This window comes from Nostoc sp., assembly GCF_036917375.1.
Taxonomy (GTDB): domain Bacteria; phylum Cyanobacteriota; class Cyanobacteriia; order Cyanobacteriales; family Nostocaceae; genus Nostoc.
Genome location: NZ_JBALDN010000024.1, coordinates 25,692 through 43,276 on the forward strand (window position 1 = coordinate 25,692; position 17,585 = coordinate 43,276).

The window sequence follows — 17,585 nt, forward strand, 5'->3', positions numbered from 1 at the left end:
AACATTTTAACCCATACAACACAAATCTAATGAGCGACAGCGCCACCCGTTGGCTTCACCTTTTTGAGGAATAAAATAGCAATCCCACTGAGTAATAATGCAATACCAATAAAGTAGAAACAATCGTTAAAAGCCATTACAAATGCTTCTCGACGGACGATGTTGGATATAGATGCGATCGCCTGATTTTGGGCTGTACTTAAATCTGCTCCTTTACTGACAAAAAACTGCGTCATTTGGTCAATTCGCTGTTGAGTTTCTGGGTTATATAAAGATACTCCATCACCCAATCTATTCGAGTGAAATTGCTCTCTATTTGCTAATAAAGTTGCTAAAGAAGCAATTCCAATAGAACCGCCCAGATTCCGCATCATATTAAATAAACCACTTGCCGAACCTGCTTCTTTCGGACTCAAACCAGCAGTCGCAATAGAACTAAGCGGCACCATAATTAGGGGTTGTCCCATTGCGCGCACAAATTGCGACCAGCGTAATTGATCTAACCCTGTTTCATTAGTCATTCCAGAGTTCATAAATGCACTGATGGAAAACAAAGTCACACCAAAAGCTACCATGAAACGCACGTCAATGCGTTGCATCAGTTTCGGTATCAGGGGAATAATAAACAGTTGGGGAATACCAGCCCAAATTAGTACTTCACCAATTTGCAGAGCATTGTATTTTTGAATTTGAGCGAGATACAACGGTAAAATATAAATTGAACCATACAATCCTACTCCCAACGACACATTAACAATACTGGCTAAACCAAAGTTCCGCCTAGATAAAAGCCGTAAATTAATAAATGGTTGCTTCCGAGTTAATTCTATAAAGAAAAATATCGCCAAAAAAATTACTGCAACTACACTTAAGCGCACAATTAATGCTGAACCAAACCAATCTTTGCGACTACCTTCTTCTAAAACAACTTGTAGGGAACCTAAGCCAATAGCCATCGCAATAATTCCCCACCAGTCGCCTTGTTTGAGTAAATTAATTTGGGGTTTTTCTTGTTTAATTCCATACCAAACACCAGCCAGCATTAATGCCCCTGGAATTACATTTATATAAAAGTTGTATTCCCATCCAAAATTTTCTGTTAACCAACCTCCCAAAGTTGGCCCAATTGAAGGTGCAAAAACTGCACTAAACCCAAATGCCGCTAATCCAACTGATTGTTTAGATTGGGGTAAAGTTGTTAAGACAACCGTCATAGCGGTGGGAATTAAAACTCCTCCGCTAAAACCTTGCAAGGCGCGAAAGAAAATCATGGAATTAAGATCCCATGCCCAAGCACAGCATATAGAAAAGAAAATAAATAGTGCAGTATTCACTAACAGATAACGCTGCAATGAAAACACCCGTGATAACCAGCCTGTTAGAGGAATTACCACAATTTCTGCTACGAGATACGCGGTAGAAATCCAAGAACCTTCTTCGAGAGTTGCTCCTAAACTTGCTTGAATATCTTGCAGCGAAGCATTAGTTATTTGAATATCCAATACCGCCATAAATGCACCAAGCATACTGGCTAATACACCAATCCAAGTTTTTAGCGGTACACGCTCTGGTGGTAAAGCAGGATTTTGCCCTTGCTGACGAATTACACCTGTATTAGCCATAACTTTGTTCCAGTTTCAAGGTTAAGTAGCAAAAAACTTTATTATTAAATCTTATACCAATATGTTCTCTGCCTCTGCGTGAGCTTGAATCAGCAACGCTAAAAATTAAAAAATAATTACTATAGAAGGCCTCGTTAACATAAATATAAATTTAAATACGGTTATTTATCTTAAACTTCTTGAGTCGTAATAATCCCCTTTTGCTCATAAATTGGACGCATTATTTTCCTTAAAGCAGGTAACTGTCTGCTAAAAATAATTGACCCTAAAATACAAGTTATTCCATCAATAATTAAAGTATTGGGAGCGCCAATATGACTTGCTAGTAAACCTCCTAATAAATTACCCACGGGAATCATTCCCAAAAATGACATTGTGTATAAGCTCATCAATCGCCCACGTTTATCGTCTTCAACAATGGTTTGTAAAAATGTGTTGCTGGCAGCAATCTGGAGAATTGTTCCTAAGCCAACAAATAACATGGTAAATAAAGAGAGTGGTAAAAATCGAGACAATGAAAAGCCAATTAAACCAATTCCTAAAATTGCTGGTGCTAAAGCAATCAATTTACCAATTCCTAAGATTGTTTGGCGGGTAGCTAGATAAATACCACCAGTTAAGGCTCCAACTCCAGAAGCCGCCATCAAAAAACCCAAACTTTCTGCACCACCTTTGAGAACTTGTTCGGCAATAACTGGGACAAGAATAGTGTTTTGCAGTCCCATCAGGCTGACTAAAGCTGATAGCAACAAGATAGATCGAATGGGTGGGAAGCTAAAGGCATATACAAATCCCTCTTTGACTTTTTGTAAGGGATTACCATCAGTTACCGAATTTTTCCAAGGTTTAACTTTCATTGCCAATAAAGCGGCGATTACAGCAACGTAGCTTAAACCATCAATTAAAAAACAATAGCCAGTTCCAACGCCAGCAATTAATAAACCCCCAATCGCAGGGCCAATTAATCTAGCACCGTTAACCATCGTAGAATTAATCGCGATCGCATTGGCTAAATCTTCTCTACGATCGACCAATTCTGGCACAAAAGCTTGACGGGCTGGCGCATCTAAGGCGTTAATAAATCCTTGAAACAAGCTCAAGGCGATGATCTGCCATACCTCAATCACTCCAGTTAACGCCAGCGCTGCTAATGTTAACGATTGAATCATCGCCAAGACTTGCGTACCAATTAAGGTACGATACCGAGAAAAGCGATCTACAAATACTCCGCCAAAGGGAGCTAAAAAAAAGTTAGGAATTTGACTAGAAAATCCCACAACTCCTAGCATTAATGGGGATTTTGTCAAGTCATAAACTAGCCAAATCGTGGCAAGTTGCGTCATCCACGTCCCAATTAGGGAAATACCTTGTCCGGCAAAAAACAGCTGGTAGTTTCTTGACCTTAATGCAGGTAGTAGCGGTTTTTTCATCTCAGGCTTGCTTTATACCAATCTGCTTTCATAAATATCATCTCACCTCATCTCTATACGCCTCTCTTTAGATGTAGGAGAATGTCATAAGCAGAAAGAGGTTTTTCATCTGTTTTAAGCCAATTTGGTATTACTTGACTTCTACTGCAACTTCCGCAGACATCCCAGGAGTAATCCGCGATTCGTATCCTTGAATGCTCTTTTGGTCGAAAACTACTTTTACGGGAATGCGTTGGACAACTTTAGTAAAGTTACCTGTAGCATTATCCGGTGGCAATAAGGCAAACTGAGCGCCGGAAGCTGGCGAAATACTATCAACACGACCGATAAAGGTGTGGTGAGGGAAACTATCTAGCTTGATTTCTACTGGCTCACCTGGGCGCATTTTTTCTAATTGAGTTTCTTTGAAATTCGCAACTACCCAATAGTTGTTATCGACGATCGCCATTAATGGTGTTCCTGCTGCGACGCGGTTGCCAACTTCCACGTTTTTTCTACCTACCCGTCCGGCACTGGGGGCGGTAACATTTACATAGGATAGTTGCAATTGCGCGTCTTTTAGCGATGCTTCTGATTGGGCGATCGCTGCTTTTGCTGCTTCGTATTGACTACGTTTGACTGTGGTATCTTGTCCGCCTGCGGTAGCTTGTTGCAATCCTCCCTTAGATGCTGCCAATTTAGCTTGGGCGTTGGTAACATTTTCTTGCGCTTGTGCTAATTGAGATTGGGCTTTGGCGACACCAACTTTGGCGGAAGCTAACTTGGCTTGAGCTTGTTGTACTCCCTGAATCGCGGCGTTTTTTTGTGCTGTAGCCACGTTAAAAGCGGCCTTGGATGCGTCTAGCTGCTGACGAGCGATCGCACCTGATTGATACAACTGGTTGTAACGATTGTAATCTGCTTGGGCATTTTCCAAATTTGCATTTGCTTGCGCTACCTGCGCTTGAGCGGCAGGAATCCCTGCTTCGGCTAGTCTGACTTCAGCTTGCGCTGCTGGTATCCCAGCTTGAGCTTCTTGTACTGCTGCTTGGGCTGTAGAAATTGCTGCTACTGCACCACTGACATCTCCTTGCGCTTGGGTTGTCTTACCAGTGGTGGTTTGTGAACTCAAAGCAATATTTGCTTGGGCAGCCTGCGCCTGTCCGCGAGCATTTTCGAGGGCGGCTTGTGCTTGTTGCACCTTACTTTCATAGTCTCGTGGATCTAATTTCACCAACAATTGTCCTGGTTGCACCAGTTGGTTGTCATTCACCAGCACTTCACTTACTGTTCCGGGAATGCGACTACTAACTTGGTGAATATTTCCCGCTACGGTGGCGTTGTCTGTTTCCTGGTGGGTGGAGGCGTATTGCCAGTAGTGAAAACCAAAAGTACCTGCGGCGATCGCACCCACACCTAATCCTGCCAAAATTAAACCAGTCGGTCTTTTCCGTTTCGGTGGAACTTCTTTCTCGATCTCAGGAGTTACAACAGGTGCTTCTATTGTTGTGGATCTATCTGTGGTAACAGTTTCTAAACTCTCTAAATCAGGAATCACTTCTTTTTCTAAAATTATGCTCTTGTGTCCGTTGCGTCCGTTAGATGTGTTAGCACCCATGATTGTTACCTCGCTTAGTCGTTCTGATATTTGATTGATAGTCGTTTATTTAGAATGCGTAATATTCCCTGAAAAAAATTCTTATTTCCTTAGTATGCGTAATATTATCTCAAAATAAATCTTTACACTGCCTCCCCCGGTCGGGTGATTATGAAATCATCTTTAAGACAGGTTAGCGATCGCTCGATTCAAGATTTGGGAAAACAGTTCTCGGTCGGCAAAGGAAATACCGTCCATTGCTTCATCACGCACGGCTGCGGCGATTGGCGGCAAAACAGCTTCTAGTTCCTTACCTGCATCCGTTAGCCAGATGCGCCAGATGCGCCGATCTTGAGTGTCGCGTTCTCGACGCACCAAACCGCGTTCTTCCATCCGATCTAGTACGCCTGTTAAAGTCCCTCCCACTTGTTTGAGTTTGTCTCCAATGCTAGAAGTAGGTAAACCATCTTCTTGCCAAAGACAGCACAACACTAACCAGTGAAATGGAGTCAGTCCAAAGGGTTCTAGCCTCTCAGTAAACTTGCGACTCAGCAGTTGTGAAACTAATTTGATTCTATAGCCCAAATTATATGGTGCCAGATTTTGCTGCCACGACTCTAAGGTTGGGGAGTGATTAGATGTAGAAACCATTTAGCAAAATACTTAGTGTGCGTAGTAATATCATAACTAAACTAATCTTTTTTAGCAATAGTTACTTTACATCTATCTTAGGGAAGAGCTTGAATGAACTGGTACTCTTTTACTGTACCAAGAATGCGGTAAGACCGAGGTAATTTAGGGGACTGGTCAGCATAGATCCAAGCATAGCTCAAAACTGGTATTTGCGAAATAGAGGCTACTTGTTGGGCATGAATGGGAAGATATAAATCGAATATTACTTGGGTTTTCTTATCAATTTGCACATATTGAGAATGGAGCGATCGTTCTCTCGGTATACCCCTGAACGGCTACGATGATTTGTCACATTAAACCCAGCACATTGCACAAGTTTTAGCTGAAATCTTGCATGGGTAAGCGACACCCCATCCTTTTAATCCAGACAGTACAGCTTTCATGACCTTTCGTTATGGGTAAAAAACAGAGTGTTACTAGAATTATTGGCTTTATAAATGACCACTCAGTACTTGAAGATTGTACAATCATAAAAATTGAAAAAAGCTTTTGATTTTCCTAATTAACATAATTTATTCAGACATAGACGCGTACAATGCTAATTTCACAATTACAAAAATTTTTAACAGCACCTATTACTCAAAAAAGCAGACAAAATAAATCGAGATTGACTGTTATTTTTTGGTACAGTCTCAGTCTAACTTTTGCTGTTAGTTATATTTTTATGGGGCTGCGACAAGCTTTCACCAGCAAATATATAGTGAGCGACGATGCACGGGAATATATTTCTTGGATCTATCGTTACTTTAACCCAGATTTATTTCCTGGGGATTTAATTGCTGATTATTTTCAGTCTGTGACACCAATTGGGTATGGTCTTGTTTATAAAATAATTGCAGCTTTAAATATAGATCCAATTTTATTTAGCAAAATTTTTCCATTAGTACTGGGAGTAATTACAACTAGCTATTGTTTTGTAGTTTGTATGGAGATATTGCCAGTACCAATGGCAGGGTTTATCGCCTCTTTACTTTTAAATCAAAGCCTTTGCCTTCATGATGACCTATTTTCTGCTACTCCTAGAGATTTTATTTATCCCCTGGTTTTAGCTTTTATATATTATTTAATCCGGTCTTCTATATTTGGTATATTAATTGTATTTGCGCTTCAATGTTTAATATACCCTATCATAGGTTTTATTACTTTATTAATTTTGTTTTTGAGATTATTTCGTTGGCAGAATGGGCGAATAACTATTTATCATAACCGAAAAGATTTTATTTTATTTGTAGCAGCCACTATAACTGCTGGCATCCTAATTTTACCTTATACTATTCAATCATCACAATTTGGCCCGACAATTACTGCTGCTGTTGCGAGAACGATGCCAGAGTACTGGGATGGAGGAAGATTCAGGTATTTTACTCATAATATTATTAGTTTTTGGTTTGATGGTAGAGATAGCGGTTTTTTTGCTTTAATTGCACCTCCTCAACTATTATTTGGTTTATTATTACCAATTATCCTGAAATTCCAGTCTCACTTTCTTCTAACCAAACAAGTAAAAGATGAAGTCAAACTATTACTACAGGTAGTAATAGCTAGTTTAATCATGTTTTTTACTGCCCATGCCTTAGCTTTTAAACTGCACTGGCCTAGCCGCTACACCCATCATACTTTTAAGATAGTACTTGCTATTGCAGCAGCAATCTCTATTACCTTAATTTTAGATGCTACATTTCGATGGTCGAGACAAAATGGCAGACAAATTTTAATCTTGGGGACTATTACGATCCTTGGTGCAGGACTTGTTTTGTACCCTAGTAGCTTAAAAGTTTTTCCTAAAACCCCTTATTTAGCAGGTCAAGCCCCAACATTATATAATTTTTTGCAAAAGCAACCACAAAATATTGTCATAGCCTCTACTTCCCAAGAAGCAGATAACATACCCATCTTTGCTCAAAGAACAATTTTGGCGGGTAAAGAATATGCATTACCGATCCATACAAAATATTACGCTCAATTTCGCCAGCGGATGATTGACCTGATTAATGCCCAATATACTGATGATATTAATCAGATTAAAGACTTTATTCAAAAATACCACGTAACTTTTTGGTTATTAGAACGTTCTGCATTCTTTCCAGAATATATAACTAACAACACTTGGCTACAACAATATCAGCCAGCGGCACAACAAGCGAACGTAAATTTACAAAAGGCTTTACCTGTTTTAGCAACATTAATTAACTCTTGTGCAGTTTTTGAGACTGATAATTTAGTTCTTCTCAAAACAGAATGTATCAAAGCATTAGGGAAGACTTGAATATAATATACTTCTTGCAAAAGTGGGGGAAAAGGGGAAGGTGGGGCCCCCTCTGGGGATAAGGGGCGGGGGTAAAGGGTAAATAAACTCAAAATCCTTTCCCTTTAACCTTTAACCTTTAACCTTTTCCCTTTTCCCTCTTCCCTCTCTTGCAAAAATACATTTTTGCAAGAGGTCTAATGTCTTAGGGAAGAACTTGAATTAACTGGTACTCTTTGACAGCGCCGATAATGCGGTGAGGTCGAGATAATTGAGAGGACTGGTTAGCATAGATCCAAGCATAGCTCAAAGTAGGTACTTGCGAAATAGAGACTACTGGTTGAGGGCGAGTAGGAAGATAGAAATTAAGCAATACTTTTGTTTTAGCGTCCATCTCCACATAGTACGTAGGATGAGATTGGAGAATTGAAGCGATCGCACTTTGTTGTAAAAAAGTTTTTAACCCAGAGTTATAATCACTTAACAGACCGATGCTACCTATCGCCGCCAAAGCCAGCCAACAGGGAATTAACCAACCTGCAATCCAATAACGCGCTGTGAGAAACTTTTTGTCAAAGTGGTAACGAGCAATCCACACCACAGGTAAAATTAACCAACCCAAGCCCATAGCCAAACCAATACTTGCATACTTGCGGATATCAGAACTACCCCAACTAAAAATGCCAATACTTGCTATAACAAGTAAAACACCTAATCCACCCAAGGCATAACTGAGGTTTCGGGGAAGATTATTTCTTGCAAAAATGTTCAATATGTTTTTTTTACTTTTTTGAAGGGGGAACTGTGGGGGAATTCCTGTCTGGTAAATATTGCCTAACCAACTTAAACCTACAGATGCAAACAAAGCGATGAACGGATAAAGGCAAAGACTATAGTGAGATAAACGAGTGCTAAAAATACTAATTTCTATAAATAAAACAAGTGGAAAGCCAACTAATATTAACTGATAACGAGGAATGGGATGACGGAGAGTTAAAAATAAACCTACAAGTCCGAAAAAAGCCCAAGGAAATGCATTGGCAGGAATACTCCAGACATAGAATAGTAGTCCATTATACTCCCGCTCTTCAGAACTTAGTTGTACAACAAACTTGAGTAACTCCTCAAAACTACTATTTCCGTAGTGCAGCCAGCTTAACCACAGCCAAACACAGGTAGGTATTAAACCTACGAAAAAACCTAAATATAAAATTGGGTTAGTAAGATGACGATGACGGCGATTTTCCCAAATTAAATAAGGTAATAAAGCTATGATTGGCAAAAAAATCATAAAGCTTCTAACTAAGAAGCCTAAACCTAAACTGAAACCAGCTAGAAAACTCCACCAGTAGCGATATTTGGGATGTAATTCCGTTTTGATTAAAGACAAAATAGCTAAAAGCACCAAGAGAACCATCGGTACATCAGGTGTACTTAAGCGAGAGTATTGCAGCCAGAGAAATTCCACACTTAAAATTGCAGCAGCTAGCCAACCTAATTTTTTGCCTAGCATAATTTTGCCAATTTCATACACAAGCCACAAGCTAAAAATGGCAGCAATCATACTAGGAAGACGGGCACTAGTATCACTGATACCAAACAGCTTGTAGAAACTGGCAATTATCCAATAAGGCCCAGGAGTTTTATGATGTGCTGTTTCCCAAGGAGCTATCCAATTACCAGAATCAAACATCAGACGGGCACGTGATGCGTAAAGCGCTTCATCATGTGCCATCAGGCTATTATGTCCAGAAGTAAATAGTAATAAGGGCAGTATCCAAACTAATAAACTCAAATAGGGTAATGATGCGATTAGGCGGATTTGTCGCCAAATATGCTGCAAGAAGTGTAGTTTATATAACATTGAATTGATAAAAATTGAATACTGCTATTTAGGTATCCTGCTGTTATTAAAATATGTTACATAGTGTTTGTGAAAAAATATCTGAAATTGCCGCAAATTTCGCAAACAGTACTCCAAAACAGAGATTTATGCAGTTAAGACCGAATCAGCGCCTGAAATTAGATGACACAGACGATAAACTATTCTACGCCTATCCTCGCTTCGTCACCCATGTCGATGAAGGATTTATTCAACAGCTAACGGATTTATATCGCGATCGCCTCAAACCCATACTTCGGCTACGCTCAGTACAAGACACCCGCATTTTTGATATGATGAGCAGTTGGGTGTCTCATCTACCAGAAGAGATGCAGTTTGACCATGTGGAGGGACACGGACTCAACGCTGAGGAACTAGCACGTAATGCCCGCTTAAATCATTACTTTGTGCAAAATCTTAACGAAAATCCGCAGCTACCTTTACCAGACGAAGATTTTGATGCTGTTCTCAATTGCGTATCTGTGCAATATATGCAATATCCAGAAGCAGTATTTTCCGAGATTTACCGCATCTTGAAACCCGGTGGTGTTGCAATTATCAGCTTTTCTAACCGAATGTTTTTTGAAAAAGCGATTCAAGCGTGGCGGGAAGCTTCAGAGGCGCAGCGAGTAGAATTAGTCAAAGCTTATTTCGCCTCAGTCCCAGGTTTTACAACCGCAGAAGTTATAGCTCATAAATCAACATTACCGAATATCTTACAGTGGTTGGGTGCAGCTGGAGGAGATCCGTTTTATGCCGTTATAGCTTACCGCAGTTAAGTCAAATATTCACTAGTACAAAAGGGTTTGTAGTAAGCACTAAAGTGCTTAAAAAATAAGGATTAAAGTCCTTACTACGAACTTACTTACCTTCTCAAAATTAAAATACTTTTGTATATATAGCAGCCGCCATCATGGTTAGGACATAGAATAGAAAAGCCCTTCCACTTTTCCGTCCTATTTCTGTCATGCCCAAACCCTACAGCTACGACCTGCGCCAAAAAGTTATTGAGGCGAGCGAACTCAATGGCATGAAGCGCTGTGAAGCCAGCGAACATTTTAACTGTCTTCCGCAACACCACTAATTTATGGTTGCGACGTAAAGCTCAGACGGGGGACTTCCAAGCCAAAGTAAGTGAGCATTGGGGCAAGAATAACAAGATCGCTGACTGGGAGAAGTTTCGAGCCTTTGCCGAAACCTATGGCGATAAAACCCAGCTAGAAATGGCTGAGTTGTGGGATGAAGAGATCAGCGATGCCTTCGGCGAGCTACGCTAACGCACAATATCACGTGGGTTGAAGAAGATTGGGTTTACGCGAAAAAAAAGACCTACGGCTACCGTGAAAGAGATGAACAATTACGCCAAGCCTTTGTCGAACAGCTAGCCACCCTTAAAAATGAACAGATTGTTTACGCGGATGAGTCAGGTATGAATCATCGAGACGACTATACGAGAAGCCATAGAGCATGTCCTCAGTTTATCGTCCTAACCAATCTGGCGGTTGCTATATACCCCAAGTCTCAATACTTGTCGGGTTTTGGGGAAAAGGGCAAGGGAAAAAGGCAAAGAAAAAACCTTTAACCTTTAACCTTTTCCCCAAACCCAATTCTAAGTTCAAAATCCAAAACCCGAGTAGTATTGCCCCAAGTCTTGGGTCTATCTTTGTAGTATGTAAAGAAGCACTTTGACCTAAGACTATGCCTTCTTCTGAAAATCTCACTTATCCAACCAGCCATAAGAGCAATCAAGCTGATAATTACCACGGTACTTTAGTCGCAGATCCTTACCGTTGGTTAGAAGATCCTGATTCCGAAGAAACAAGAACTTGGATTGAGGCACAAAATCAAGTTACTTTTGGCTACCTGAGTGAAATTCCTGCTAGGGAAAAAATTAAACAGCGCCTTACCAAACTTTGGGATTATGAAAAATATGGTATTCCTTTTAAAGAAGGCGATCGCTACTTTTATTTCAAAAATGACGGACTGCAAAATCAAAGTGTCCTTTACACCTTGAAAACCCTCGACGACCAACCCCAAGTTTTACTCGATCCCAATAAACTCTCAGAAGATGGCACTGTTGCTCTTTCGGGATTATCGATTAGCGAGGATGGTAAGCTTTTAGCTTATGGTCTATCTTCCTTCGGTTCTGATTGGCAAGAGTGGAAAGTACGCAATGTTGAAACTGGTGAAGACCTTCAAGATCATCTGAAGTGGATTAAATTCTCTGGCGCATCTTGGACACACGATCGTCAAGGTTTTTTCTATAGTCGCTACGATGAACCAAATGAAAAAACTCGATTAGAAGATGTCAACTATTATCAAAAGCTATACTATCATCAGCTAGGTAAACCCCAATCAGAAGACGTACTAATTTATCATCGTCCTGACCAAAAGGAATGGGGTTTTAGCGGTGGTGTTACTGAAGATGGGCGCTATCTAATAATTTCGATTTGGCTAGGGACTGACTCTAAAAATTTAGTTTTTTCCAAAGATTTAACTAACCCTAATGCGGAAGTTGTAGAACTAATTAACCAATTTGAGGCAGATTATAGTTTTATAGACAATGATGATAGCGTCTTTTATTTTCGCACAGATTTAAATGCACCGCGGGGAAGAGTTATTGCGATTGATACCAAAAACCCTACACTAGAAAATTGGCAAGAAATAATTCCTCAATCTGCGGAGACTCTGGAAAGTGTCGGTATACTTAATAATCAGTTCGTTGCAGATTACCTCAAAGATGCTCACAGTCAAATCAAAATTTTTGACCTCAAAGGTGCATTTATTCGAGAGGTAGAACTACCCGGACTCGGTTCAGCTGGAGGCTTTGGGGGCAAGCGTTATGATACTGAAACTTTTTATAGCTTTACCAGCTTTACCATACCAGGCACTATTTATCGCTACGATATGGTGACAGGAAAAAGTGAGATTTTCCGTCAACCAGTGGTCGATTTTAATCCTGATGATTACGAGACAAAACAAGTCTTTTATCACAGCAAAGATGGTACTAGAGTACCAATGTTTATTACGCACAAAAAGGGTATTAAATTAGATGGAAATAACCCTACTTATCTCTATGCTTATGGTGGTTTTAATGCTTCAATGACACCTAGCTTTTCTGTGAGTCTGTTGGTGTGGATGGAGATGGGTGGTGTCTATGCTATGCCTAATATTCGCGGCGGTGGAGAATACGGCGAAGAATGGCACCAAGCAGGAATAAAGGATAAAAAGCAGAATGTCTTTGATGACTTTATTGGCGCTGCTGAGTGGTTGATTGCTAACAAGTATACTAAAACTGAGAAGCTAGCGATCGCAGGTGGTAGTAACGGCGGTTTATTAGTCGGTGCTTGTATGACGCAACGTCCCGATTTGTTTGGTGCAGCTTTACCAGCAGTCGGTGTCATGGATATGTTGCGCTTCCACAAATTTACCATCGGTTGGGCTTGGACTTCCGAATATGGTTCTGCGGATAATCCAGAAGAGTTTCCGGCGCTGTATGCTTATTCGCCATTACATAACATCAAACCAAATACAGCTTACCCAGCAACCTTAATTACCACAGCCGATCATGACGATCGCGTTGTTCCTGCTCATAGTTTCAAATTTGCCGCCGCTTTGCAAGAGGCTCACACAGGTGATGCGCCAACCCTAATTAGAATTGAGACTAAAGCCGGACATGGTGCGGGTAAACCCACGGCTAAAATTATCGAAGAAGCCGCAGATAAATGGGCTTTTTTGGTACGTGCTTTAGATGTGAAATTTTAGCAACTTTGTCGGGTGGGCATTGCCTACCCTATGCGACTAAACTAACTATCGCCCTCACTAACTTCTCTGGCTCTACAGGTTTTGTAATGTGAGTTTGAAATCCTACCTGAAGTGCTCTTTGTTGGTCAATTTCTGCGGCATAAGCGGTCAGTGCGATCGCTCGAATGTTTCCTCCTTGATTCGGTGGGCGAGATCGAATCTGCTGCATCAGCATATAGCCGTCCATCTGTGCCATACCTATATCACTCACTAGCACGTCAAAAGCGAACTGCTCTAAAGCTTGCAAAGCTTCTAAGGCAGAAGCGACGGCTGTCACATTTGCCCCGCTTTGTGATAGCACAAATGCCTGAAACTCGCGGGTATCTGGTTCATCATCCACCAGCAAAATTTGAACGCTGTCTAAAAGCACTTCTGTTTTTGTCTGTGTGTGGATTGGCTCGGATGCGTTGAGCTTTGCTCTTGCCGCAGGCATTGATGTTGCCTGCTGCATGAGGGGCAATTGGATGATGAAGGTTGCGCCTTGATTTTCACCCTGACTTTCTGCTGTAATCCTGCCTCCATGCATTTCTACAATTTGTCGCACGATCGCTAGCCCCAATCCCAACCCGCCAAATTTGCGTGTCGTTGAGCCGTCTTCTTGCCGAAAATACTCAAAGACATGGGGCAAAAACTGTCGATTGATACCCTTGCCAGTATCGATTACCTGAATCTGAGCTAGCCCATCAAGTTGGCGCAGTTCAATGGTCACTTGTCCGCCGTTGGGTGTGAACTTAACCGCATTGGTAAGCAAATTCCACACCACTTGCTGCAAACGGGCTGCATCCCCAAAAATCGGAGCGATCTCAAAGTCAAGATCGAGAGCGATCGCAATATTTTTTGCTTCTGCTACCAAACGCACTGTTTCAACGGCGGCAGAAATCACAAAGGTCAACCTGACTGGAGCCGCTGTTAAGCTGAGTTTGCCCTGCATGATCCGCGAGATGTCGAGCAAGTCTTCGATTAGTCGCGTCTGTAAATTGGCATTGCGCTCAATAATTTTCAAGGCTTCGGTTCTACGGGCTTCGCTCAGTTTGCCGTTTTGTAGTAACTGCGTCCAACCTAAGATCGGGTTGAGAGGCGATCGCAATTCATGGGACAGCACCGCTAAAAACTCATCTTTGATCCGGTTGGCGCGATCGGCTGTCTCTCTTGCAGCTTGTTCGCGGGCAAAGAGTTGTTCTCGTTCTGCCTGAATGCGTTTTTGCTCAGTGATATTGAGTACAGTGCCGACAAAGCGCTGTGGATTGTCGGCAGCATCAAAGTAAGCCTGTCCTCTGGCCGCAATCCACCGTTCAACCCCATCCTGAATCCCGATCGTGCGATATTCTACGTCATACTTGCCGCTGCTTTTTGGGTTCAAAGTCCATTGCACCACCTGTTCTAGTCGTTCGCGATCGTCAGGGTGCAGTCCGGCAAAAAAGACCTCAATGCTGCTCTCGGCTTCTGCTGGTAAGCCAAACATGGCTTTGCAACCCTCATCCCAAATCAATTGATTGGTAATCAGATTCCAGTCCCAAGTGCCTAATTGAGCAGCTTCGATCGCCATGCGGAAGCGGTTTTCACTGTCGCGTAAGGCTGCTTCAGCGCGGGCGCGTTCGACTGCTGCCCAAGTGCGCTCGGCTACTTCTTCCGTCAAGGACACCTCGTCTTCTGTCCACGCACGAGGGTTTGCCTGATGCACCGCCAGCAACGCGACAAATTGATCGTTCTTGATCAGCGGCACATCAATATGCGCAGCAATATCAATCGTTTGATATATTGCCTTTTGGCTGGCTGTGTATTTAGAGTAGTTGGCCACATCGGGAACGATCGCCGTTCGCCCCGCTCGATGGTCATCTGTCAGGTTGCGCCCAAAGTCTTCTAGATGGTACAGCCCGCTCAGTTCAGCAACGCCGTTCGTGTAGTTTTTATGAACGATGACCTCCTTGCCGTCCGGTAACACTTCAATGTAAATAACGCGGCTTGCGCCTAGAGACTCGCCCAGAATGCGGGCAGCGATCGCCTGAATCTCATTAGCGTCAGTCAGTGGGCGTAGCGCATTAGTGAGCTTGACTCGAAACGCATCAGCTTGAGCAGCTTGACGCAAGGTATCTGTTGATATGCGCTCCGCTAGCCGGTCGGATTCTAGCTGCTGGACTCGATCTAGTTCTGTGAATAGGATCTGCACAGCTGTTTTTAGGCTGTCCGACCAGGTGTTGACAGCCCCTAGAGGCGTTTGCGACCAATCGTGCGATCTCAACAATGCACCTATCTTGCCGCCACCAACAAAGGGGTTTTCAGCCTTGGTGCGATCGGCAGCCCATCTCTGGCGGTGTCGCATTTCCCGTTCTAAAGCCTTAACTATTAAATCATTAAATGATTCGCTACCTTCCTTGAGTTTCCTGGCTTTTGCAAGCAAGTCAGGCGGAAAACAGATTGTTAAGGCTTCGCGTTCCATAGCAATGAGTGTAACCAGATATGGATACCATTTATTGTATTCTGCCCATAAAATAGTAAGACTGAGTTTGCTTCCACTCTCTTTATCTGCAATCAGAGGGTGAGTTTTAATATTGATAGATGAGTTAAAATTCAATCACTCACTCTAGGCAAATATTAATTATGAAATGGGAAGAAGTTTGCGAACACAAACAATTACAAGATTTACCCTTCAAAATCGAATTAAATAAATGGGGTCAAATCGTCATGAGTCCAGTCAAAATTAAACATTCTTTTTATCAAGGAAGAATCCAACGTTTATTGGAATCTTTCTTGAATACAGGAGAAGTTATGCCAGAATGTGCCATTAACACATCAGACGGTGTGAAAGTTGCTGATGTTGTCTGGTGTTCAGAAGAAAGATTTTCTCAAATTGAAGATGAAGTATCAGCTTCTATTGCACCAGAAATTTGTGTAGAAGTCAAATCAAGTGGTAACATTTTGGAAAAAATGGAATTTAAAAGAAATTTATATTTAGAAGCTCAAGCTATTGAAGTATGGTTATGTAATGAACAAGGTCAAATTAAATTCTATAATGAGCAAGGTGAATTAGGACAATCTTTGTTAGTACCTAAGTTCTCTAAGCAAATTAAACGGTAATTGTAGAGAAGAAGGGGGAGAGCGATCGCCTAAATTACTTATTTTTAAAATGCATATTAAAAGTTTTGATAATGTTTAATTAAAAATTGCATAAAAATAAACTTTTCTTAATTTAAATTCTCATCTATTTTAGAGATAACACAATATTAACGTTGACAAAAAGTTTAGTATAATGGTAAAAGCAAGCAATTATTTACCTTCACCCTCAATACGGTTCGGTTAAGGTTTTCGATCGAAATTCTAAATTATTAAAGATGCAATAAATCACCGTCTCTACGAAAGAATGATTATTGTAGAGACGGCGATTCATCGCGTCTTGCCTTAACCGAACAGTATTACCGCTTTTCTCGATCTGAGCAAGAAGTTTAATATTTTTATCCTTCTTGTGCAGTTAAAACGCGACAGCTTGGGCTGTACCAGTCAAATGGATTGTCGTATAAGTTTGTCTTTGCCCCTGGTTGAATTTAGGAATCACAGAAAAGAGGTTTGTTGTTGTGATTCCCTTAGTTTCTACTGCGGCAGAGTTGCTTTTTCCAAGGTTTACACGGGGTAAGATCAAAGTAAACACGGTATTGCCAGTATCTACTGTCTTACGGATAGTTACAGTTACTAGTGTGCCAATTTCTGTTTCTACACTACGGATCTGCTCAGTACCTTGAAAGTTTAATGTCTGTTGCTTATCTTTATAGGTAAAAAGGGGCTTGCCAATAAAGCTTGTCGTTGAGTAACTAATGCTGACGTTCTTACCTTGAAACTGGTATAAGTTTGGTACTACTTCTGAGGCATTAGCTGATAATACAGGTATTGCTGTTAACAGCATACCTAATGTAAACGATCCAATTAAGTTTCTTGTTTGCATATCTAAAAAAGTTTTTGCTAGTTTGACCGAGATACTTACCCAAATGGGATGACAATAGGTATCAAATCAATTTTAAAAGTAAATATTACTACAATCGTGTAAAATGGAACACATTGCAATGCTTGTTAATATATTTGCAATAATTTCTAATATTCTGTAAAAGTTCGATCTGCGAACCTGATAACCCTTGGGTAGTTTTAACAAATGCACCTAGATATGCTATGGGCAAAAAAGTAGTACAGCAATAAGTTTATACATCATTTTCCTCTGTCACATTTCTTTTAAGCGAATTTTGATTTCATTTTTGTCTTATTCTCTCAATAACTAGCAACTTGAGTTAGATTTAAATTTTGAAATACCCTTTGGGGTTTTATTTTAAAATTGGAAATTTTGTATTGC

General features: G+C 41.0%; 11 protein-coding genes and 1 pseudogene. 5 read left to right on the top strand and 7 right to left on the bottom strand.

Annotated features, from left to right (window positions below; translation table 11 throughout):
- Positions 1–26: 26 nt before the first annotated feature.
- The 4 genes from V7K45_RS06030 to V7K45_RS06045 all read right to left on the bottom strand — a co-directional run bounded on the left by V7K45_RS06030 (position 27) and on the right by V7K45_RS06045 (position 5,279).
- Positions 27–1,622 carry a DHA2 family efflux MFS transporter permease subunit gene (locus tag V7K45_RS06030; protein ID WP_335001365.1) on the bottom strand — a complete coding sequence of 532 codons (1,596 nt, stop codon included), beginning with the start codon at positions 1,620–1,622 and terminating at the stop codon, positions 27–29.
- Between the two features lie 170 nt (positions 1,623–1,792).
- On the bottom strand, positions 1,793–3,052 hold the full coding sequence (locus V7K45_RS06035; RefSeq protein ID WP_335001368.1) for an MFS transporter: 1,260 nt from the start codon (positions 3,050–3,052) through the stop codon (positions 1,793–1,795).
- 130 nt (positions 3,053–3,182) lie between these two features.
- Positions 3,183–4,649, bottom strand: a complete 1,467-nt coding sequence (locus V7K45_RS06040; RefSeq protein ID WP_335001370.1) for an HlyD family secretion protein — start codon at positions 4,647–4,649, stop codon at positions 3,183–3,185.
- 162 nt (positions 4,650–4,811) lie between these two features.
- The gene (locus V7K45_RS06045) at positions 4,812–5,279 is read right to left on the bottom strand and encodes a MarR family winged helix-turn-helix transcriptional regulator (RefSeq protein WP_094348154.1); all 468 of its coding nucleotides are present in this window, start codon (positions 5,277–5,279) and stop codon (positions 4,812–4,814) included.
- Positions 5,280–5,928: 649 nt separating this feature from the next.
- Here V7K45_RS06045 and V7K45_RS06050 point away from each other — a divergent pair.
- The gene (locus V7K45_RS06050) at positions 5,929–7,587 is read left to right on the top strand and encodes a hypothetical protein (protein WP_335001372.1); all 1,659 of its coding nucleotides are present in this window, start codon (positions 5,929–5,931) and stop codon (positions 7,585–7,587) included.
- 184 nt (positions 7,588–7,771) lie between these two features.
- Here the strand turns inward: V7K45_RS06050 and V7K45_RS06055 are convergent, their stop codons facing one another.
- Positions 7,772–9,430, bottom strand: a complete 1,659-nt coding sequence (locus tag V7K45_RS06055) for an ArnT family glycosyltransferase (RefSeq protein WP_335001374.1) — start codon at positions 9,428–9,430, stop codon at positions 7,772–7,774.
- A 128-nt stretch (positions 9,431–9,558) separates the two neighbouring features.
- On the opposite strand from V7K45_RS06055, the gene V7K45_RS06060 reads away from it, so the two are divergent.
- The 3 genes and pseudogenes from V7K45_RS06060 to V7K45_RS06070 all read left to right on the top strand — a co-directional run bounded on the left by V7K45_RS06060 (position 9,559) and on the right by V7K45_RS06070 (position 13,213).
- Entirely contained in the window at positions 9,559–10,227 is a 669-nt protein-coding gene (locus V7K45_RS06060) for a class I SAM-dependent methyltransferase (protein WP_335001376.1), read from the top strand.
- Positions 10,228–10,415: 188 nt separating this feature from the next.
- Positions 10,416–10,898: pseudogene (locus V7K45_RS06065) on the top strand (IS630 transposase-related protein); the annotation flags it as partial.
- Positions 10,899–11,146: 248 nt separating this feature from the next.
- Positions 11,147–13,213: a prolyl oligopeptidase family serine peptidase gene (locus V7K45_RS06070; RefSeq protein ID WP_335001378.1), complete on the top strand. Its 2,067-nt coding sequence runs from the start codon at positions 11,147–11,149 to the stop codon at positions 13,211–13,213.
- 28 nt (positions 13,214–13,241) lie between these two features.
- On the opposite strand, the gene V7K45_RS06075 is transcribed toward V7K45_RS06070, so the two are convergent.
- Positions 13,242–15,824: a YlcI/YnfO family protein gene (locus V7K45_RS06075; RefSeq protein WP_335001379.1), complete on the bottom strand. Its 2,583-nt coding sequence runs from the start codon at positions 15,822–15,824 to the stop codon at positions 13,242–13,244.
- 26 nt (positions 15,825–15,850) lie between these two features.
- Between V7K45_RS06075 and V7K45_RS06080 the strand changes: the two genes are divergently transcribed.
- Positions 15,851–16,327 (top strand): Uma2 family endonuclease, encoded by a 477-nt coding sequence (locus V7K45_RS06080; protein ID WP_335001381.1) that lies wholly within the window; start codon positions 15,851–15,853, stop codon positions 16,325–16,327.
- 391 nt (positions 16,328–16,718) lie between these two features.
- Here V7K45_RS06080 and V7K45_RS06085 read toward each other — a convergent pair whose 3' ends face one another.
- A complete protein-coding gene (locus V7K45_RS06085; RefSeq protein WP_334927108.1) occupies positions 16,719–17,186 on the bottom strand; it encodes a hypothetical protein in 468 nt (155 codons plus the stop codon).
- Between the last annotated feature and the right edge of the window lie 399 nt (positions 17,187–17,585).